Annotated in this window: 22 protein-coding genes and 3 pseudogenes; 16 read left to right on the top strand and 9 right to left on the bottom strand. The window is 70.5% G+C overall.

Annotated elements, in window-relative coordinates; all coding sequences use genetic code 11:
• The first annotated feature begins 350 nt into the window (after positions 1-350).
• The 4 genes and pseudogenes from DEJ46_RS20820 to DEJ46_RS20805 form a co-directional block, all read left to right on the top strand.
• On the top strand, positions 351-554 hold the full coding sequence (locus tag DEJ46_RS20820; RefSeq protein WP_150268560.1) for a cold-shock protein: 204 nt from the start codon (positions 351-353) through the stop codon (positions 552-554).
• Between the two features lie 310 nt (positions 555-864).
• A complete protein-coding gene (locus DEJ46_RS20815) occupies positions 865-2,379 on the top strand; it encodes a DEAD/DEAH box helicase (RefSeq protein ID WP_150268558.1) in 1,515 nt (504 codons plus the stop codon).
• 46 nt (positions 2,380-2,425) lie between these two features.
• Positions 2,426-2,830, top strand: a complete 405-nt coding sequence (locus tag DEJ46_RS20810) for a CBS domain-containing protein (protein ID WP_150268556.1) — start codon at positions 2,426-2,428, stop codon at positions 2,828-2,830.
• A 51-nt stretch (positions 2,831-2,881) separates the two neighbouring features.
• A pseudogene (locus tag DEJ46_RS20805) lies at positions 2,882-3,079 on the top strand (SCO5918 family protein); the annotation flags it as partial.
• A gap of 122 nt (positions 3,080-3,201) precedes the next feature.
• On the opposite strand, the gene DEJ46_RS20800 reads toward DEJ46_RS20805, so the two are convergent.
• Together DEJ46_RS20800 and DEJ46_RS40005 are read right to left on the bottom strand one after the other, a co-directional pair.
• Positions 3,202-3,561: a hypothetical protein gene (locus tag DEJ46_RS20800; RefSeq protein WP_150268554.1), complete on the bottom strand. Its 360-nt coding sequence runs from the start codon at positions 3,559-3,561 to the stop codon at positions 3,202-3,204.
• Positions 3,562-3,609: 48 nt separating this feature from the next.
• Positions 3,610-3,811: pseudogene (locus tag DEJ46_RS40005) on the bottom strand (ATP-binding protein); the annotation flags it as partial.
• Between the two features lie 744 nt (positions 3,812-4,555).
• On the opposite strand from DEJ46_RS40005, the gene DEJ46_RS20790 reads away from it, so the two are divergent.
• Both DEJ46_RS20790 and DEJ46_RS40000 read left to right on the top strand, forming a co-directional pair.
• Positions 4,556-4,894 carry a helix-turn-helix domain-containing protein gene (locus tag DEJ46_RS20790; protein ID WP_150268553.1) on the top strand — a complete coding sequence of 113 codons (339 nt, stop codon included), beginning with the start codon at positions 4,556-4,558 and terminating at the stop codon, positions 4,892-4,894.
• Positions 4,895-5,052: 158 nt separating this feature from the next.
• Positions 5,053-5,145, top strand: a pseudogene (locus tag DEJ46_RS40000) (PRC-barrel domain containing protein); the annotation flags it as partial.
• A 109-nt stretch (positions 5,146-5,254) separates the two neighbouring features.
• Here DEJ46_RS40000 and trhA read toward each other — a convergent pair.
• Positions 5,255-5,911 carry a PAQR family membrane homeostasis protein TrhA gene (gene trhA, locus DEJ46_RS20780; protein ID WP_411757829.1) on the bottom strand — a complete coding sequence of 219 codons (657 nt, stop codon included), beginning with the start codon at positions 5,909-5,911 and terminating at the stop codon, positions 5,255-5,257.
• A 703-nt stretch (positions 5,912-6,614) separates the two neighbouring features.
• Here trhA and DEJ46_RS20775 point away from each other — a divergent pair.
• The gene (locus DEJ46_RS20775; RefSeq protein WP_150268549.1) at positions 6,615-7,814 is read left to right on the top strand and encodes a PP2C family protein-serine/threonine phosphatase; all 1,200 of its coding nucleotides are present in this window, start codon (positions 6,615-6,617) and stop codon (positions 7,812-7,814) included.
• 33 nt (positions 7,815-7,847) lie between these two features.
• Here the strand turns inward: DEJ46_RS20775 and DEJ46_RS39215 are convergent, their stop codons facing one another.
• Positions 7,848-8,018, bottom strand: coding sequence for a hypothetical protein (locus DEJ46_RS39215; RefSeq protein ID WP_190622784.1), 171 nt, complete (start codon positions 8,016-8,018; stop codon positions 7,848-7,850).
• A gap of 30 nt (positions 8,019-8,048) precedes the next feature.
• Entirely contained in the window at positions 8,049-8,405 is a 357-nt protein-coding gene (locus tag DEJ46_RS20770; RefSeq protein ID WP_150268547.1) for a PRC-barrel domain-containing protein, read from the bottom strand.
• Positions 8,406-8,744: 339 nt separating this feature from the next.
• Between DEJ46_RS20770 and DEJ46_RS20765 the strand changes: the two genes are divergently transcribed.
• The 5 genes from DEJ46_RS20765 to DEJ46_RS40925 all read left to right on the top strand — a co-directional run bounded on the left by DEJ46_RS20765 (position 8,745) and on the right by DEJ46_RS40925 (position 10,669).
• Positions 8,745-9,299 carry a DUF5994 family protein gene (locus DEJ46_RS20765; protein ID WP_150268545.1) on the top strand — a complete coding sequence of 185 codons (555 nt, stop codon included), beginning with the start codon at positions 8,745-8,747 and terminating at the stop codon, positions 9,297-9,299.
• Between the two features lie 4 nt (positions 9,300-9,303).
• Positions 9,304-9,513: a hypothetical protein gene (locus DEJ46_RS20760; protein ID WP_150268544.1), complete on the top strand. Its 210-nt coding sequence runs from the start codon at positions 9,304-9,306 to the stop codon at positions 9,511-9,513.
• Between the two features lie 105 nt (positions 9,514-9,618).
• On the top strand, positions 9,619-9,909 hold the full coding sequence (locus DEJ46_RS20755) for a hypothetical protein (RefSeq protein ID WP_223834864.1): 291 nt from the start codon (positions 9,619-9,621) through the stop codon (positions 9,907-9,909).
• 41 nt (positions 9,910-9,950) lie between these two features.
• Positions 9,951-10,223, top strand: a complete 273-nt coding sequence (locus DEJ46_RS20750) for a hypothetical protein (RefSeq protein WP_150268542.1) — start codon at positions 9,951-9,953, stop codon at positions 10,221-10,223.
• 230 nt (positions 10,224-10,453) lie between these two features.
• Positions 10,454-10,669 (top strand): hypothetical protein, encoded by a 216-nt coding sequence (locus DEJ46_RS40925; protein ID WP_411757769.1) that lies wholly within the window; start codon positions 10,454-10,456, stop codon positions 10,667-10,669.
• A gap of 135 nt (positions 10,670-10,804) precedes the next feature.
• Here the strand turns inward: DEJ46_RS40925 and DEJ46_RS20740 are convergent, their stop codons facing one another.
• The 3 genes from DEJ46_RS20740 to DEJ46_RS20730 form a co-directional block, all read right to left on the bottom strand.
• Entirely contained in the window at positions 10,805-11,461 is a 657-nt protein-coding gene (locus DEJ46_RS20740) for a DUF998 domain-containing protein (RefSeq protein WP_150268541.1), read from the bottom strand.
• A gap of 179 nt (positions 11,462-11,640) precedes the next feature.
• Complete coding sequence (locus tag DEJ46_RS20735) at positions 11,641-11,895, bottom strand: histidine kinase dimerization/phosphoacceptor domain-containing protein (protein WP_150268539.1); 255 nt, start codon at positions 11,893-11,895, stop codon at positions 11,641-11,643.
• Positions 11,896-11,907: 12 nt separating this feature from the next.
• Positions 11,908-12,660 carry a GNAT family N-acetyltransferase gene (locus DEJ46_RS20730; protein WP_223834862.1) on the bottom strand — a complete coding sequence of 251 codons (753 nt, stop codon included), beginning with the start codon at positions 12,658-12,660 and terminating at the stop codon, positions 11,908-11,910.
• Positions 12,661-13,052: 392 nt separating this feature from the next.
• Here DEJ46_RS20730 and sigJ point away from each other — a divergent pair, with 392 nt between their 5' ends.
• From sigJ to DEJ46_RS20710, 4 genes are all read left to right on the top strand, one after another.
• Entirely contained in the window at positions 13,053-13,997 is a 945-nt protein-coding gene (gene sigJ / locus DEJ46_RS20725) for an RNA polymerase sigma factor SigJ (protein WP_150268535.1), read from the top strand.
• A 122-nt stretch (positions 13,998-14,119) separates the two neighbouring features.
• Positions 14,120-15,322 (top strand): NAD(P)/FAD-dependent oxidoreductase, encoded by a 1,203-nt coding sequence (locus DEJ46_RS20720; protein ID WP_150268533.1) that lies wholly within the window; start codon positions 14,120-14,122, stop codon positions 15,320-15,322.
• A 178-nt stretch (positions 15,323-15,500) separates the two neighbouring features.
• A complete protein-coding gene (locus DEJ46_RS20715; RefSeq protein WP_150268531.1) occupies positions 15,501-16,892 on the top strand; it encodes a serine hydrolase domain-containing protein in 1,392 nt (463 codons plus the stop codon).
• Positions 16,893-16,981: 89 nt separating this feature from the next.
• Positions 16,982-17,182 (top strand): antitoxin, encoded by a 201-nt coding sequence (locus tag DEJ46_RS20710; RefSeq protein ID WP_150268529.1) that lies wholly within the window; start codon positions 16,982-16,984, stop codon positions 17,180-17,182.
• Between the two features lie 75 nt (positions 17,183-17,257).
• Here DEJ46_RS20710 and DEJ46_RS20705 read toward each other — a convergent pair whose 3' ends face one another.
• Positions 17,258-17,860, bottom strand: a complete 603-nt coding sequence (locus DEJ46_RS20705) for an MBL fold metallo-hydrolase (protein ID WP_150268527.1) — start codon at positions 17,858-17,860, stop codon at positions 17,258-17,260.
• Positions 17,861-17,934 lie beyond the last annotated feature (74 nt).

Below are 17,934 nucleotides of genomic sequence, written 5' to 3'. Positions count from 1 at the left end.
CCCCAGTGGGACAGGCTTCACACGAGCCGGCGGACGCCTTGATCCCGAAACGCTGCTCTCGGGGGGAATCAATATCTGTCCCCGCGGTCAGAGAGTTTAATAGACCCCGCAGGGAGAGTTTTTCCGCGCTGCACACGATGGAGATATTCAACGCACGCAAACCGCTGCAGCGTGCTACTGTCGATCTCGGTTGCAGTTTTGGTACCCAAAAACTTCAGGCGCTCCAGTCGGCCTCCGCGCCACATTCGAGCGCTTCATGCTTCCGGGCCATTTTCCGGCGGGGCATCATCGCGGCGACACGGTGTCCGTACAGTGCGGATGCCGGTGTACTGCCCCAAAGGAGATACGGCATGGCATCTGGCACCGTGAAGTGGTTCAACGCGGCAAAGGGTTTCGGCTTCATCGAGCAGGACAGTGGCGGCGACGACGTCTTCGCCCACTTCTCCAACATCGCCGCCCAGGGCTTCCGCGAGCTGCTGGAAGGCCAGAAGGTCACCTTCGACATCGCGCAGGGCCAGAAGGGCCCGACGGCCGAGAACATCGTTCCCGCCTGACGCTGACGCGCATTTCGTAGCTGGGACCCGCATCCCTTGGGGTGCGGGTCCCAGCTGCACGCATTTCCCGCAGTGGTGTCACCTGCGGGACGAAGTATTCAGGATTACGGCCTGCTCGGCGCTCCACCTCCCTCGATTTCCCTTGGTTCGCGTACGCATGGCGCCCCCCATCTCAGCGCATGCGCCCGTACAGAATCTCTGTAGGCCAGAGTCGCTTTCTCATTCCATTCGGCCCGTTCTTGTGATTCCCCGCGCTGCGTTTCTGCTGCCGGAATTCCTTGATATGTGCCGCATCAAGGAAGGTTCTGAAATGAACCGCACACGCACGAACGACCGTTCCTCTCGCACCCGCAGCCGCACCGGCGGCCCCGCTTTCGGCACTGCCACCGGTTCGGAGCGGGGCAGCCGCCTCGGCTCGTCGGCCCCGAGCCGTTCCGGAGGTCCGAGCCGCTCCGGACGCTACGGCCGCCGGCCCGCCGCGATCCAAGGCGAGTTCGCCCTGCCGAAGACGATCACTCCCGCTCTGCCCGCCGTCGAGGCTTTCGCCGATCTCGACATGCCGGCCGAGCTGCTGGCGGCCCTCGGCGCGCAGGGCGTGACCGTGCCCTTCCCCATCCAGGGCGCCACCCTGCCCAACACCCTCGCGGGCCGCGACGTGCTCGGCCGCGGGCGCACCGGCTCCGGCAAGACCCTGGCCTTCGGCCTCGCGCTGCTGGCCCGTACCGCCGGACTGCGCGCGGAGCCGCGCCAGCCGCTGGCGCTGGTCCTCGTCCCCACCCGCGAGCTGGCCCAGCAGGTGACCGACGCCCTCACCCCGTACGCCCGCGCCGTGAGGCTGCGCCTGACCACGGTCGTCGGCGGCGTGTCGATCGGCAAGCAGGCCGGAGCGCTGCGCGGAGGCGTGGAGGTGGTCGTGGCCACGCCCGGCCGGCTGAAGGACCTCATCGACCGTGGTGAATGCCGGCTGAACCAGGTCGCGATCACCGTCCTCGACGAAGCCGACCAGATGGCCGACATGGGCTTCATGCCTCAGGTCACCGCCCTCCTGGACCAGGTGCGTCCCGAGGGGCAGCGGATGCTGTTCTCGGCCACCCTGGACCGCAATGTCGACCTGCTGGTACGCCGCTACCTGACCGACCCCGTCGTGCATTCGGTGGACCCCTCGGCCGGTGCGGTGACGACGATGGAGCACCACGTGCTGCACGTCCACGGCGCCGACAAGCACCGGACGACGACGGAGATCGCGGCGCGCGACGGCCGGGTGATGATGTTCCTGGACACCAAGCACGCCGTGGACCGGCTGACCCAGGACCTGCTGAACACCGGTGTACGGGCCGCCGCCCTGCACGGCGGGAAGTCGCAGCCGCAGCGCACCCGCACCCTTGCCCAGTTCAAGACCGGCCACGTGACCGTCCTGGTCGCGACGAACGTGGCGGCGCGCGGCATCCACGTCGACAACCTCGACCTCGTCGTCAACGTCGACCCGCCCACCGACCCCAAGGACTACCTCCACCGCGGCGGCCGCACCGCCCGCGCGGGCGAGTCCGGCAGCGTCGTCACCCTCGTCACCCCGAACCAGCGCCGCGACATGACCCGCCTCATGCAGGCCGCCGGCATCACCCCGCAGACCGCCCAGGTCCGCTCGGGTGAAGAGGCCCTGAACCGGATCACCGGCGCCCAGGCCCCCTCCGGCATCCCCGTCGTCATCACCGCACCGGTCGTCGAACGCGCCAAGCGCAGCGCGGCCTCCCGGGGGAGGCGCCGGCCTGCTTCGACCGTCCGGCGCGGGAGCGTGCGGCAGTCCGCCTTCGATGCGGCGGCCTGAGAAGCACGTGATCAGGAAACTGACCCATCTCTGCAGGAGGCACGTCTTGACGCTGGTCCAGATGCAGCCCCGCTCGGCGAACACCAAGTCTGTGCACCGGACGGTGGGCGACGCGACGGAGGCGGCCGGTCCGCAGGTCTGTGACGACATGACGGTCGAGGTGGCCCTGGCCGTCATGGCCGGCGCCCGCGCGGGCCATCTGCTCGTCTGCGACGAGGAGGGCATGTGCACCGGGCTGGTCACGCAGGCCCAGCTCACCGCCATCCGCGACAGCGCGGCGTACACCGACCGGGTCCGTCTCCGCGACCTGCTGGGGGACCGCGGGCCGGCCGCCTCACCCGTGACCACGATGGCCGAAGCCGAACACGCCATGCGCTACCGCCGGCTCGATGCCCCGCCGGGCGTCGATGACCAGGGCAGTGCTCTGGGCGTCCTCGCCCTTGCCCACTGAACAGCCTCACCACGGCACAACCGTCCCCCTTTCTTCTCCCTGTGAGGCAACATGCGCTGTGTCGTCGCCCGTTTCCCGTTCGACCTGACCAAGAGCGGTGTCCTGGAGTCGATGAAGGGCATCAAGCCCGAGCAGGTCGTCGGCGAGTCAGTGATCATCGGGCGCCGTACCTACCCCGCCAAGCAGGTCGGCCAGGTCATCACCCGCCGGGACCGCCGTGCCTTCGGCGCCGGTGAAGTCCTCCGGGCGTCCCGGTGACCGTCTGACGGACAGAACCGGCGCGAGCCGACACCCGGACAACGAGGAGGGCCCGACCGGCACGTGCCGGTCGGGCCCTCCCGCATGCCGGGGGTTCCTACGCGAATGTCGGGTCAGTGGTCGGAGTAGCTGAAGTCGCCCATGGTCCAGGCACTGACGTCCGCGATCGCGACGCGGTACATCCCACCCGTCTCCGGGATCCCCACCGTGCCCTGAAGAATGCGGGCCACATGGAAGTGCAGATGGGCGGGCGGCCCCTCTTGGGGTGTCGTGGTGGTGAAGACGGCGGAGAACTCGCCCAAACGGGCCGAGTCCGTCAGGACCTCCGACACCCGCTGCCTCCACACGGCTTCGGGAGCCAGCCGACCGGTGATGACCGCACCACCGGTGACCACGGTCAGGGACATCTGATTGCTCTGCCCGGACTCCACCAAGGCGGCGACGTCCACGAGCAGCTCGTCAGGCTTCGACATGGGAGCCGATTTTATGCACCGGTCGTCCCGTTCTCTCGACCGGGAGGACTACCGGTCGAGAAGAGCACTCACCGTCTTCCCGCCGGGGGCCCGACAGGTGACAGCGGTCGCTCGGGCGAGGCGGTTGACCATGGGCCAGGCCGGATCCACCGGTACCGCCGTAAAGGTCAGGGGTGCGCATACGCGGCGCGTACGAGCTGGAGTCGTGAACGGCCACTTCGATGCTCTCCGCGCGGGCCGTCAGTTCCAAGAGCTCTCCTCGGCGGGCATAAAAATCTATGACGGCCAGAGTAGACATTGCATGGTGGCGTGGTTATGGTTTCTCTCGTAGCCCAGAGAGACCGCAGGGCCTGGCAGAGACGAACTGCCGGGCAGCAGTACCCGCAGGTGCAGTTCGCAGGACGGTGCGGTGGTGGAGTTCCGAAGCCAGGGTTGTTGCAGGACGGCGACGGGGCTGATGACCGGACCGGGGGGCCCGCAGTGATCAGGGGCCGCCGTCGGCAGTACCGCAGTGGCAGTACTCGTAAGTGCAGTTCGCAGTACCCAGCAGTGAAGTAGTGAGCAGCACCTCGGTGAAGGCGTCGGCTGCGGACGCGCGCACCGGGAAGTTCGGCAGTGGGGTTCTAAGCCAGAGCAGACGCAGGACGGGCAACGGGGCTGGCTGCCGAAGAGTGGCGCTGACGCAGGCCACCAGCAGTACGCAGTAGAGCAGTACCAGCAGTACCAGCAGTTGATCACCGAGGAAGGAACGGAGGAGCCGAGCACCATCAGGATCGCCCGGGCGGAAGCCTTGAGCCCGGGTACCGCAGGACATCGATAGCGAGGTGGTCTCCGGTCAAGCAACCGCGATCCCCGCACTCCCGGCAGCATCTCGGTCGGGTCGGCGGAAACACAGGGTCGGCGCAGTAGGCCGACAGATGGTGTAGTAGTTCCTTCGGGGCCCTGGTGCCGTACGGCACCAGGGCCCCTCCACGCGTTGCATGAGAGAGGTTCAATGACAGCAGACGACTCGTTCGGCCGTCTCGACGACGACGATTACCCCGCCTACACGATGGGCCGGGCCGCCGAGATGATCGGCACCACCCAGGGCTTCCTCCGCGCCCTCGGAGAGGCCCGCCTGATCACCCCGCTCCGCTCCGAGGGCGGCCACCGCCGGTACTCCCGCTACCAGCTGCGCATCGCCGCCCGCGCCCGGGAGCTGGTCGACCAGGGCACGCCCATCGAGGCCGCCTGCCGCATCATCATCCTCGAAGACCAGCTCGAGGAAGCCCAGCGCATCAACGCCGAGTACCGCCGCGCCGCCGAGTCGTCCCCGCCGCCGCCCTCGGCCTGAACCAAGCGTGCCCGTCGGGATCGGCGGGCCTCGGCCGTCGAAAGAGTGCTATTCGGGCACAGACGCCTCCGCCAGGTCCGCCCCGGCGTCAGCGCTGCGTGTGACCTGGTGGGTACCGTGCCAGTCCAGGCACATGACCGTCACGTCGTCCCGGCAGACAGGTGTCAGAGACCCGGGAAGAGATCAAAGCCGCTCCCCGGTTCACCACCGACAGCGAAACGGCTGACCACCGCTACCTGTCCGCCGTCGGCACTGCTGCCTCTCCCTCCGCCGCCCCCTCGCACCCTGACCCGAAGCAGCAAGGCAACTCGCCCGCCCCAAGGCGGCGACAGCAGCCCCCCGGGCAGAACATGGCCGTGCTCAGTAGACGGTGAAGGAGATGGCGATGTAATGCGCGGTGAAGGCTGCCACTGTCAGTGCGTGGAAGACCTCGTGGAAGCCGAACCAGCGGGGTGAGGGGTTGGGGCGCTGGAGGGCGTAGACGACCGCGCCCGCGCTGTAGAGAAGCCCGCCGGTCACGATCAAGGAGACTACGGCCGCCCCGCCGTTGTGAAGGAAGTCGGGCAGGTATCGCACGGGCGCCCAGCCCAGGGCCAGGTAGCAGGGGGTGTACAGCCAGCGGGGAGCTCCGACCCACAGGACACGGAAGGCGATGCCGACCAGCGCGCCCGTCCACACGATCCACAGCAGGATGGACCACTGGTCCGGGGAGAGCAGGAGTACGGCGAGCGGGGTGCACGTGCCGGCGATGATCAGGAAGATGTTGGCGTGGTCGAGGCGGCGCAGAACCGCCTCACCGAGTGATCCCCAGGTGCCGAGGTGGTAGACGGCGCTCGTCCCGAACAGCAGCCAGGCCGTCACGGAGTACACGGTGCAGGCCAGCACGGCCTGGGGCGTCCCCGCCAGGCAGATGAGGACGATGCCCGCTGCCAGCGATGCGGGGACCATGCCGGCGTGAAGCCAGCCGCGTAGTTTCGGCTTGACGGGTTCCACCAGATCGGCCGCCCGCTCGACCACGTCGGCCACCGGGCGGGAGTTCTCGGCGGCCCCGTCGCGTTGCGATCCCGAAGACAGGCCGGTCGAGTCGCGTCCCTTGATCGTCGGTGGGGAAGAAACACTGCGGGCTTCGGCGTCCTCTCGGGACACTGCTTCCCCTCCCGCACCGGACTGCTGGGTATCACGGGCAACCATGCCCACATGCTAGGAACCTGCCCGCAACGAAATCCCAGAGGCCCACCTCATCGCTCGTAGTACCTCCGGGTCCCTGTCCCCAGGGCGGGTCCGCATCTGGATGTGACTTCCGGGATGGGCCAGCCCTACCGTGGCGAGACAGGGAACCACCGCCGCCGCCCGGGAAATCGACGCCGCGGCCGGGCGCGTCCACAAAGGCACCTCGGCTCTGCGGCCGTGCCCCCCCTGGCACCGTGCCCCATCCGTGCCCTTCGGAACGGTGAACAGCGGTCGACACGGGTATCGGCGGACCACCGAAACGAGCCGCGAGAAGGCGCGTTTCCGCAGGTCGGACACCTTATGACCGGCGTCAGCAACGGTGATTCCCAAGCTTATGGCGCGGGTGCGGTTCCCGTCATCCGCTCTTGAACGAAGGCCCTGGTCTGACCAGGGCCTTCGTCGTCGTATGGCGTGCCCTGCCGCCGAGGCGCATCCTGAGGGCGAGACCGCCGCCAACGGGCCCGTCCGTCGCCCTGTGGGAGGGAGCGGGATGACAGTCCGACCGGCCGGGGATCCTGATCGCTCGGAGAGCTTCGGGGAGGGGCTGCTGGGCGGGCTCCTGGACCGGGCCCATGAGCTGCCGCCCCATCTGGTCGGGGCGGTCCTCGCCGACACCGTGGCACGGCTGGGGGGACGGGATCCGCAGATCCTGCTCCAGGACTACGGGCAACAGAGGCTGGTCCCCCTGCCTGGCGAAGGGCTGGCGGGCGGCGAACCGCAGGCCATCGACAGCTCCGACGCCGGCCGGTGCTTCCTCACCTCGCGCCCGGTCGAACTCGTCCTGCCCGACGGCGTACGGGTCCTGCTGCCCTTGCTGGACGGGGGCGACCAGGCGGGCGTTCTGGCAGTCACGCTGGACGCCGTCGACGACGACGACCGCCGCCTGCTGCGCAGGATCGCCGGGCTGATCGCCGACATGATGCAGACCAAGAACGGCCACACCGACCTCTTCTTCCGCACCCGTCGCAGCGAACCGATGAGCGTCGCCGCGGAGATCCAGTGGTCCCTGCTGCCCCCGCTGTCGATGGTGATGCCGCGCGTCGCGGTCGCCGGAGTCCTGGAGCCCGCCTACGCCGTGGCGGGGGACAGCTTCGACTACGCCTTGAACGGCGACGTCCTGCACCTCGCCATGATCGACGCCATGGGGCACGGCCTGGACGCGGCCACGATGGCCACGGTGGCCATCGGCGCGTACCGCCACGCCCGCCGGATCAGCATCGAACTGTCCGAGATCTACCTCTTCATGGACCGGGCCATCGCCGAACAGTTCGACCTGGACCACTTCGTGACCGCCCAGATGATGCGCCTGGACACGGACACGGGGCACCTCCAGTGGGTCAACGCGGGGCATCCCGCGCCGATGCTGATCCGCGGGCACCGAGTCGTACGCCGCCTGGACAGCCCCACGACCCTCCCCGTCGGCTTCGGAGGTGCCCAGCCGCAGATCAGCACGGCGGCGCTGGAGCCGGGCGATCGCATCCTCTGCTTCACCGACGGGCTGATCGAAGAACACGAAAGCGGACAGGAGCAGTTCGGCGAGGAGCAGCTGATCGACTGGGTGAACCAGCTGGAGCAGGCTGACCACGGGATCCGCGCGGTGGCCCGGGACCTGTCCCACACCCTCAAGCGGGCACGCGGCGAAACCACCTCGGACGACGCGACGCTCGTCCTGTTCGAGTGGCGCGGATGAGGGCTTCCGGACGAGCGCGCCCCGTGCCTCGGGTCACCGGAGCGGGCGGTGGCGGGCGGAGCGGCGTGTGCGCATGGAGAGGTAGACGATGTCTGCCACGAGCAGCACGATGCCGATGAACAGGAGGAAGAGCAGTCCGTCGGCCACGACGCCGATGATGCCCAGCACGATCGCCACGATGATCAGGGCCAGGAAGAGCGACACGAGGGCCACCTCCTCGGTCGGTCGGGGGGCTCAGCGGCGGGCCAGCTGCCGTTCACCGTTCGCCCCGGGCTCGTAGGGAAGGTCGTAGTGCCGGAAGACCGCTTCCTCGTCCTCGGCGGGAAGGACGTCGTCGGTGCCGATCGAAGGGCCTTGCCTCACCAGCGCCTTGTCGTGGACGACCTTCACATAGCCCGGCCCCACCGTCGCCCCTTCCAGGGGGACGAACACCAGACGGTGCCGGGTGGGCAGGCCGACCCGGATCGTGGCCATGGCCGGCTCGTCGGTGCTGGTGTCGACGTAGATCGCCTCCAGCTCTCCGATCCTGTGGCCCCGCGCGTCCACCACGTCGTGGGTCCGCCACTCACGGATGTCCGCCATCTGGATCATGCCGACTCCTCTCGTCCGGAAGGGGCTTCGGAGGGGTGGGGCGTCCGACTCGACCATGGGGGGCTCGCCTGACTGCGCGGCGCCGCCGACACTTCACGGCGGACGAGATACCGCCGTGGTTCTCACGGTACCCGCGTGCCCGCGGTGACGCCCGCGACCACCGGCCGTCGGGCGTTCCCGGTCGAGATCGGTCGGGCGGAAACCGCCCGTCCGGCCCCGGCGCGGAGTACGCTGAAGATACCGGGAGTAACTCGAACACCCGCTCCCACGCGGACGTCGTTTCCGGCGATCAAGACACTGGGCCGCCCTGCAGGGCGGCCCGGAGACGGGTCCGCGATCATGACCACCACGTTCGCACCCACGCTTTCGGCACGCCTGTCACTGACACCGAAGACCACACTCGCCGGCCTCTTGGACGGCGCCTGGTGGCCTCGTTCGCATGACCTGGCCGTCGAACTTCCGCCTCTGGTCGACGCGCTGGAGGAGCACTTCGGACGCATCACGCGCGTCGCGGTGAACCCCACCCACTGGCCCGTCGTCCCGCACAAGGTTCCCGCCACCGGGCACGTGGTGCACGTCGGCTGGTTCACCGAACAGGATCCCGACAAGATGATCCTGCTCTCCTACACCGTCGGCCGCTGCGACCTCCTGGTGATCCCGCCGGAGACCGAACCCTCCGCAGCCGCCCGCCTCATGACCGCCGCTGCCATCCCCGGCAGCGTCCTGGCCGCCGGGGCCCTGATGTCCGACGAGGCCGCGACCGGCCGCCGGATGCGGGACGCCCGAAGCGGCACGGACGCCTGGGAGACCGACGGCGGGGCCGCCCCGGCACACCTGCGACACCCGGTCGTCGGCGCGCGGATGATTCCCGTGCCGGGAATCCCGCGGAGGTGACGCCATGGAAACCCTGATCACGGTCGCCGCGATCCTCCTGCTGGTCGCGCTCGGCACGCGCCTGATCCACCGGCTCAACGCCCAGCACGACGAACGCATCGCGGCCCACCACTTCAGCGACCCCTACCCGGCCGTCTTCCGGCCACCCGGCCACAGCCACCCCACGCCGAAGGAACAGGCCGCCCGCCGCAAGGTGACGGGCACGTGGCCCTGACCACCCCGGACCATTCCTCCGGCCGAAGGCGGCGGGTGGGGCACCCGACACCCGGGACAACCCACCCGCCGGCCTCTCACTCGGCCCCCGAAGGGACCACGCACCTTGTACCCCACCGAGTACCCCACCGAGTGCCGCACCGACACCGCGGCCCTGCCCTCGGCCGGACACGCCGAGATCCGTATCGTCGCCGCCACCCCCGAAGCAGCCCGCGCGGTCGCCGAGGTGATCCGCCGCTCCTTCGCCGGGGCGGAACAGCGCAGCTACCCCGTGCCCGAAGGCGGCACACGGCTCCACCTCACCGTCGACACCGGATCCGGCGCGGAACCCGCCCACTCCTGGCTCGCCACCAGCAGACCGTCCTCTCGCGCCGGCACTCACGTCGACGAGGTGTGAGGGGCGTCGGCCGTTCCTCACGTGCATGAAAGGACTCGGTCATGGCGACACTCCGCGAACGCCAGGTCTACCGCGAACGGGTCCTGACCGCCCTCTACGAAGCCACCGAAGGCAACCGTCTCCTCGGAGTCCCGGGGCGGACACTGCGGAACGACCTGCGCATCCCGGAGGAGGACCTGGCCGCCGCCTGCACCTACCTCGCCGGCGAGAACCTGATCACCGTCGACTGGGAACCGGGCAACACCCCCGCGATGGTCTCCCTCACCCACCAGGGAATCCTCCGCATGGAGGCCGAAGAGGAAGAACGCGGCTGAGCAGGACTGCCCGTCGGCCCGCTCCTCCCGACGTCAGGTCGCCGCCCGGTGCGATCGGCCCCCTCCGGGGAGCCATCTGCTCTTCTACGAATCCCCAGGTCAGCGGCCTGGGGATTCGTCGTCGTATCGCACCACCACCTGCCCCCGGGCACATGACCTGCGCATATCGTTGCGCCAGCCGGACCGGTGCCTTCCCTGTGCGCTGGGGCTCAGGGCCGGAGGAGTACGCCATGGAGGAGCTGAACCTGCTGCTCCACGTCGACGCCGCCCTGTCCCTGCCGCCGTACGCGAAGTGGATGCGCGGGGTGACCGACATCGGGTCGTGGCCGGCCGGCCCGGCCGTCGGCTGCCTCGGGTCGCGGCTCGTCCCGACCGTGGCGAACGGCTCGCCCGCCTTCGGTCAGTACCGTCCCTGTACGGACCGGGCCGACTATGAGCCCTGGTAGCCCTGGGCACTCCAGGTCGTCGAGTTCTCCGGCGACCGCATCGCGAGCATCACGGCCTTTCGCGATACCCCGCGCCTCTTCCCGCTGTTCGGCCTGCCGGACCGCCTGAGTTGAGAAGCCGGATCGGGCGTCCCTCTAGCGGTCGGCCTGGGTGCCGGCCAGGCGGGCCGTCACCGCGCTCAGCCACAGCAGGCCGAGGCCGGCGCCGGCGGTGAACGCCAGGACCGAGGCGGCCGAGGCCATGAAACCGGCGAGCACAGCCACGGGGACGGCGCAGGAGGCGACGGCCCAGGGGCGGAGGCCCCGGGCGGCGAGCGGGCGGGCCAGCACGAGGAACGCGGCGCACAGGGCGAGGTAGCCGATCATTCCGCCGAGCATGTGGACGGCGCCGTGTCCGCTCATCGCGGTCGCCTCGGGCGCCCCGACGGGAAAGCCCGCCCCGGCGTCGGCCGGGAAGGCCGCCGCAATCCAGAAGGAGGCGCCGAAGACGCCGACCAGAGCCGGGCCCCACGTCCCGCCGGGGCCACCGCGCAGCGCCCGCCGCAGTCCGGTCGCACCGGCGATCAGCAGCGCGCCGGTGAGCAGGAAGCTCGCCGTCTGGATCCAGCCCGCCTCGCCGAGGGCGAGCTGGCTGATCGCGTTCCGCGTGAAGTCGAAGCCGTCGCGCGCGAAGCCCTGGGCGAGTCCGGCCGCAAGGAACAGCGGACCCGCGACCATTCCACCGACCGCGGCCCGTCGCGACGCGGGCGCTGGGGAAAGGACGTGGCGGGGTGCGGTGAGCATGTCGGTCATGGCGGGCCTTCCTCGCTTCGATGGTGTCGCCCGTATGACCGACGGCAGGGAGCAGAGTCATCGCGTCCGCCGATGTGCGTCGGATCACACGGCGGCGGGACGGCTTCCCGCTCGCGTGCGACGCCCGAAGACGCCCAGAGGGGCGTGCCCCGACGATTCAGGCCGGGTGACGGCCGGCGTCACGACGTGTGGGTCTTGAGGCCGTCGAGGATGAGACCGAGACCGAGACCGAAGTCGAGGGCGGGTCTGACGACGGCGGCGGGATTCCCGTCGGCGACGAAGCGGGCGGCCTGCGCCTGGGCGACGATCCCGCTGATGTCACGGGCGACGACGTCGTGCAGGTCGTGCGCAACCGGGTGGGGATCGCCGCATGGGCCTGGCGCTCGGGCCTGGCGTGACCGGCTCCGGCGGGCCGAGCGAAAACCCCGGCCCACGGGGTCGCGGCTCTACCGCGACAATGTCCCAGGAGCAGCGGCCCACCAGGTCGAGGGCGCCGCGGCGGTGTAGCCCAGCGACTCGTACAACGGCCTGCCCAGCTTCGACGAGGTGAGCGTGAGCGGCAGGTCCGCCAGGTGGGCGAAGGAGCCGAGCATGACGGCCCGTCCCACGCCGCGCGAACGGAACGCCGGCGACGTGGCGACCCAGTAGTGGCTGCCGACGCCGTCGTGCACGACGCTGACGCAGGCTCCCGCGGACACGCCGTCGCGCAGGGCGACGAACACGTCCACGCCCGGCTGCTCGATCAGCGCCGCCGGGAACAGTTCGCCGGGGCGGTAGGGCTCGAATCCGCTCAGCTCGAAGCCGTCGATCACGATCCGCTCGGCCGCCTGGAGGTCCTCGGGCCGTCGCACCCTGATCACGTCCGGCACCGGTTCGCCGCCGGGGCCCGGCGGGCGCAGCATGACCGGCATCTGCCAGCTGCGCATGCCCAGGTGGCCCAGTTCGGTCGAGCTGAACGGATCCTCGACGTTCACCGGACCCGCGGCTCGGCGTACGAGCTCGCTCGCCTCGGCCAGTTCGCCCGGGTCGAGGTCCGGCTCCTGGATCAGGATCCGCAGGCCGGCGCGCTCGCCGCCGTCGACCGCGACGAAGCCGCGGCGCCGGACGACCTCGTGCCCCCGGGACCGGCCGGTCGCGGTCCAGAAGGCGGCGGAGTTGCGGGCCTGACGCATCGGCGCCTCGGCCAAGGACGCGGACAAGGCCTCGGGCAAGGGCTGATCGGCCGAAGTGGATCTTGTTGTCATTCCGCCTACGGTACTGATCAATTCAGATGTCATGTAGGCCAATTGGCCGCGCGCGGACTGGGCCACCTGCGTCCCGATCACCCCTACGGAGTCGTACGGGCACCCTGGGCGTCGCAGGGCAGGGGGCGGCCCGGGTGGGGTGGGTTGGCGGGTTGGCAGGTTGGTGGGTTGGCAGGTTGGTGGGTCGGTCGGCTGTCGGTCCGTCTGCCGGCCCTTGGCCGGTCTGTCGGCCGGTCGTCCGTCGGGCCCCCGCCCTCCCTCAGACGACCATGCCGCGCCCCCGGGCGAGGCGGACCGTGCTTCCCCCGGCCTGCCGTTCCGCCGCCCGGCCGCCTAGGATCGCGGGCATGGCGCTGATCATGAGTGACGTGGACCGGTTCGAGGCCGCGCGGCCCCGGCTGGAGGCCATCGCCTACCGGCTGCTCGGTTCGGCGAGCGAGGCGGAGGACGCCGCGCAGGAGACGTTCCTGCGCTGGCAGGCGGCCGACGTCGAGCGGATCGAGGTGCCCGAGGCCTGGCTCACCAAGGTCCTCACCAACTACTGCCTCAACCAGCTGACTTCGGCGCGCGCCCGGCGCGAGACGTACGTGGGGCGGTGGCTTCCCGAGCCGCTGCTCGCCGGGGACCCGATGCTCGGCCCCGCCGACACCGCCGAGCAGCGCGATTCGGTGTCGTACGCCGTCCTCGTCCTGCTGGAGCGCCTGTCGTCCAACGAGCGGGCGGTGTACGTGCTGCGGGAGGCCTTCGACTACCCGCACCGGGAGATCGCCGAGATCCTGGACATCACCGAGGCCGCCAGCCAGCAGATCTACCACCGGGCCAAGAAGCACGTCGCGGACGGCAAGGCCCGCACCGAGATCGACGAGGCCTCGGCACAGCGCATCGTCGAGGAGTTCCTGGCCGCGGCGACCAGTGGCCGTACCGAACCCCTCGTACGCCTCCTCACCCAGGACGCCGTCTCGGTCGGCGACGGCGGCGGCAAGGTCCCGGCCCGCGCGAAGGCCTTCGAGGGCGCGCTCGCGGTGGCCACGTTCATGCGCGGGCTGTTCAAGCCCAGCAAGGCCAAGCAGACGATTCTCGGCGGCACCGCCGAGATCTACGCCACGACCGCCAACGGCGGGCCGGCGATCGTCGCGGTCGTCGGCGGCCGGGTCGTCGGCATCACCTGCCTGGAGGTCGGCCCGGACGGCATCGTGGCGCTCCGCAACCAGGTCAACCCCGACAAGCTCGTCCGCGCGACCGAGCTGTGGGCCGCCACGGACCACAAGGAGAGCCCGCTCCTCACCCTCTGACACCCCCCATCGAGGTGTGACCCAGGTCACATCTCGATCCTGTCAGGAATCGCGGGGCTGTCCGGTTCAAGGTGCGAAACCACGCCGGACAGCGGCGGAACCGCCCAGACAGGAGCACGGACATGGAGCACCGCATCGTCGTCCTCGGAGCCGGCTACACCGGTGCCGCCGCCGCCGGCCGTATCGCCAAGCGACTGCGCCGCGAGGACGTCACCATCACCCTCGTGAACGCCGAGCCCGACTTCGTCGAGCGCGTCCGGCTGCACCAGATCGCGGCCGGCCAGGAGCTGAAGCCCCGGCCGTTCGCCGAGATGTTCGCCGGTACGGGCGTGGAGCTGAAGCTCGCGAAGGTCACCGCCGTGGACGTGGACCGCAGGACGGTCACGGTCTCCGCCACGGACGGTCCCGGACGGGAGGAACTGGCGTACGACACCCTGGTCTACGCCCTCGGCAGCAGCTGGAACGACGGGGGCGTCCCCGGTACCGCCGAGCACGCCCACGAGATCTCCAGCCGCCCCGGCGCCCTGCGCCTCCGCGACCGCCTGGCCGCCCTGGACGCCGGCCGCCCGGTCGTCGTGGTCGGCGGCGGGCTCACCGGCCTGGAGGGCGCGACGGAGATCGCCGAGGCCCGCCCGGACCTCGACGTCTCCCTGGCCACCCGCGGCGCACTCGGCGACTGGCTCTCGGAGAAGGGCCGCGCCCACCTGCGGAAGGTGGTGGACAAGCTCGGCATCACGGTCCACGAACACGCCGCGGTCGACGCCGTGGAGGCGGACCGCGTCACGACCGCCGACGGCCGGACCATCCCCGCCGAGGTCACCGTCTGGACCACCGGTTTCGCCGTCCATCCGATCGCCGGCGCCACCACCCTGGAGCTCACCGACGGCGGCCAGATCGTGGTCGACAGCACGATGCGCTCGGTCTCCCACCCGGACGTGTACGCCGTGGGCGACGCGGCGATGGCGCTCGGCCCGGGCGACAAGCCGCTGCGCATGTCCTGCGCCTCTGGTGTCCCCATGGCCTGGCAGGCCGCCGACGCCATCGCCGCCCGGCTGGCCGACACCAAGGTCCCCCACATCGCCATCCGCTACTCGCAGCAGTGCGTCTCGCTCGGCCGCAGCGACGGCCTGATCCAGTTCGTCACCGCCGAGGACCAGGCGGTCGAGAAGGCCCTGACGGGCCGTATCGCGGCCCGCTACAAGGAAATGATCTGCAAGGGCGCGGCCTGGGGCACCGCCAACCCGACCCTGGGCCTCCCGACCCGCCGCCACCGCGTCGCACGGCAGGAGCCCGCGGGCCTCGCGCGGGTGGAGGCGGCGGCCTGAGTCCGCACGTCATCCGCTCTTCCACGAAGGCCCGGGTCGGCGACCCGGGCCTTCTGCGAGCTCGGAGGCAGACCGCTTGCACTTAGTTCAAGTTCCCTCTTGCACGCTGTTCAAGTCAGGGGGTAGCGTCCCACTTGAACACAGTGCAAGTCCGTGCACGGAAACCGAGGAGACGTTCATGTCGAAGGACGAGCTGGCCCGTTTCATCGAGGCCAAGGCCACCGAGCTGGGCGTACCGGGGGTGTCCGTCGGGATCTGGACGGGCAACCGGGAGACCTTCGCCTCACACGGCGTCACGAGCATCGACACCCCGGTGCCCGTCGGCGAGGACACGCTCTTCCTGGTGGGCTCGGTCTCCAAGTCGTTCACCGCGACCGCGCTGATGCGGCTCGTCGCCGACGGACAGGTCGAACTGGACGCGCCCGTACGGCGATACGTCCCCGAGCTCAGGCTCGCCGACGAGCGGACCGCCGCGGAGATCACCGTGCTCCAGCTGCTCAACCACACCGCCGGACTCGACTGGCGGTTCGGCGCCGAGACCGGTGAGGGCGACGACGCCCTGGCCGCCTACGTGGCGCGGCTGGAGGAGTCGGAGCTGATCGGCCCGCCCGGCGGCCGGTCCTCCTACAGTCAGACCGGATACAACCTGGCCGGCCGGATCATCGAGAACGTCACCCGCCTCCCCTTCGAAGAGGCCGTCTCCAGGCTCCTGTTCGAGCCGCTGGGGATGTCGCGCACCACCTACTCGCTCGACGAGGCCCTCGCCCTGGGCTGCTCCGCCTCCCACCACCGCGAGGAGGACGGCACCCTGTCGACCCTCGCGCCGTGGAAGGAGAGCCGCGCCAACAACGCCGGCGGCGGGGCCCTGGCCTCGATGGACGACTTGATGCGCTGGGCCCGGTTCCACCTCTGGCTCGGCCGCTCCGACTCCGGCGCCCGCGTGATGCCTCCCCAGGTGATGCACCGGATGCAGCAGCCGACGGTCGAGCTGCGGGGCACCTCGCTCGGCGACGCCATGGGCGTCGGCTGGTTCCTGCGCGACTCCGACGGCGTCCGCGTCGTCGAGCACGGCGGCTCGGCCAGTGGCCAGTTCGCCGAGCTGGTCCTCGTCCCCGAGCGCGACTTCGCCGTCGTCGTCGCCTCCAACGAGGGCCCGGACAGCGGCCTCGCGCTCAACCGGGCCGTCGTCCGCTGGGCCCTGGAGCACTACCTGGGCGTCATCGACCGCGACCCGGAGCCGCTGCCCCACGACCCGGCGCGCGCCCGCGAACTCGTCGGGGAGTACGCGAACGAGATGATGACGATCACCGTGGATGCCGAGACCTCCGGGCTGACCATCGCCTGCGCGATCAAGCCCGAGCTCCGTGCGGCCTCCGACGCCGAGATGCCCGCCGACCTCCCGGCGGCCGGTCTCGGCCTCCTGCCCGGCGACGGCGACGAGTACATCGTCACCGGCGGCGGCCTCCAGGGTCAGCGCGGCTTCTTCACCCGCGACGACAGCGGGGCCATCACCGGAGCCGACCTCGGCGGCCGCCTGTTCACCCGGGTCGCGGCGGCGCCGGCCGCGTAGTGCTCGAACCGTCCTGAAGCGGCCAGGATGCGGAAGTTCCGGTTCACCGGGATGCTGGGTGCGTCGGCTTTTCGTGAGGAGGACAAGTAATGTCCATGCTCGACAAGCTCAAGGGCATGCTCAAGGGCCATGAGGACGTCGCACGTCAGGGTGTCGAGAAGGCGGGCGACACCTTCGACGCCAAGACGGGCAACAAGTACCAGAGCCAGGTCGATACGGCCCAGCAGAAGCTCCACGAGCAGCTGGGCACGCAGCAGCAGCAACAGCAGCCGCCGCCTGCCAAGGAGTAGCCCTCCCATAGGAGCCGGAACGAACGACCGAGGCGCCGGGGTGTCCACCCCGGGGCCTCGGTCGTAGCCGGTTCGCTAGCGCGGCGCCGTGTCGTCCGCCGGGAAGGCCGGGCCGTGGCCCGGGACGATCACGTCGGCGGCGCCGAGGACACGGAGCCGGGAGTCGCGCAGGACCGTGTGGTCCGGGGCGACCGGGTCGTCCACCGGGCCGTTCGGCCGCCACCAGAGGTCGCCCACGAAGGCGACGACCTCGGTCTCGGTGCCCGCGAGGAGCGTGATGTCCTCGCGGCTGTGGCCGGGGGTCCGGATCAGGCGGAGCGACGGGGTGAGTTCGTGGCCCTCGGCGTCCCGGTCGGTCCACTGGTCGTTCTCGTAGATCGCCTTGTGGTCGTGGACGCGCGCCCGGCCGAAGAGGCCGACGTTCATCGTGTTGTCGGGGTGGTGGTGGCTGAGGACGACATCGGTGATGTCGTCGGGGCCGAGGCCCAGTTCGGCGAGCGGGCCGAGGATCCGGTCGCGGCCGGCGACCATGCCGGGGTCGACGATCACGTGCCGGTCGCCGTCGTGCACGTAGGAGACGGTGGCGGCGACCCCGGGGCCGGTGGAGAGGGTGTAGCCGGTGGTCAGGACCGTGTAGCGGGCGGTGCAGCCGAGGGGCGCGTCGTCGTTGGTGTTCATGGACCCAAGTCTTCGCGTGCGGCGGCCCCTTCACGAGTGGCCGTGCTGCCAGCGATCGCGTGAATCGTGCCAGT

Origin of the sequence: Streptomyces venezuelae (assembly GCF_008642375.1) — a bacterium.
GTDB lineage: Bacteria > Actinomycetota > Actinomycetes > Streptomycetales > Streptomycetaceae > Streptomyces > Streptomyces venezuelae_G.
This window is presented reverse-complemented; position numbering and strand designations above follow the sequence as displayed.

Bases quoted from the DNA above. Each gene is read 5' to 3' on its own strand.
- DEJ46_RS20820 (WP_150268560.1), top strand. From the start codon at position 351: ATGGCATCTGGCACCGTGAAGTGGTTCAACGCGGCAAAGGGTTTCGGC.
- DEJ46_RS20800 (WP_150268554.1), bottom strand. From the start codon at position 3,561: ATGTCGAAGCCTGACGAGCTGCTCGTGGACGTCGCCGCCTTGGTGGAG.
- DEJ46_RS20790 (WP_150268553.1), top strand. From the start codon at position 4,556: ATGACAGCAGACGACTCGTTCGGCCGTCTCGACGACGACGATTACCCC.
- DEJ46_RS20715 (WP_150268531.1), top strand. From the start codon at position 15,501: ATGTCGAAGGACGAGCTGGCCCGTTTCATCGAGGCCAAGGCCACCGAG.
- DEJ46_RS20740 (WP_150268541.1), bottom strand. From the start codon at position 11,461: ATGACCGACATGCTCACCGCACCCCGCCACGTCCTTTCCCCAGCGCCC.
- DEJ46_RS20815 (WP_150268558.1), top strand. From the start codon at position 865: ATGAACCGCACACGCACGAACGACCGTTCCTCTCGCACCCGCAGCCGC.
- DEJ46_RS20750 (WP_150268542.1), top strand. From the start codon at position 9,951: ATGGCGACACTCCGCGAACGCCAGGTCTACCGCGAACGGGTCCTGACC.
- DEJ46_RS20710 (WP_150268529.1), top strand. From the start codon at position 16,982: ATGTCCATGCTCGACAAGCTCAAGGGCATGCTCAAGGGCCATGAGGAC.
- DEJ46_RS40925 (WP_411757769.1), top strand. From the start codon at position 10,454: ATGGAGGAGCTGAACCTGCTGCTCCACGTCGACGCCGCCCTGTCCCTG.
- DEJ46_RS20760 (WP_150268544.1), top strand. From the start codon at position 9,304: ATGGAAACCCTGATCACGGTCGCCGCGATCCTCCTGCTGGTCGCGCTC.
- sigJ (WP_150268535.1), top strand. From the start codon at position 13,053: ATGGCGCTGATCATGAGTGACGTGGACCGGTTCGAGGCCGCGCGGCCC.
- DEJ46_RS20705 (WP_150268527.1), bottom strand. From the start codon at position 17,860: ATGAACACCAACGACGACGCGCCCCTCGGCTGCACCGCCCGCTACACG.
- DEJ46_RS20770 (WP_150268547.1), bottom strand. From the start codon at position 8,405: ATGATCCAGATGGCGGACATCCGTGAGTGGCGGACCCACGACGTGGTG.
- DEJ46_RS20765 (WP_150268545.1), top strand. From the start codon at position 8,745: ATGACCACCACGTTCGCACCCACGCTTTCGGCACGCCTGTCACTGACA.
- DEJ46_RS20775 (WP_150268549.1), top strand. From the start codon at position 6,615: ATGACAGTCCGACCGGCCGGGGATCCTGATCGCTCGGAGAGCTTCGGG.
- DEJ46_RS20720 (WP_150268533.1), top strand. From the start codon at position 14,120: ATGGAGCACCGCATCGTCGTCCTCGGAGCCGGCTACACCGGTGCCGCC.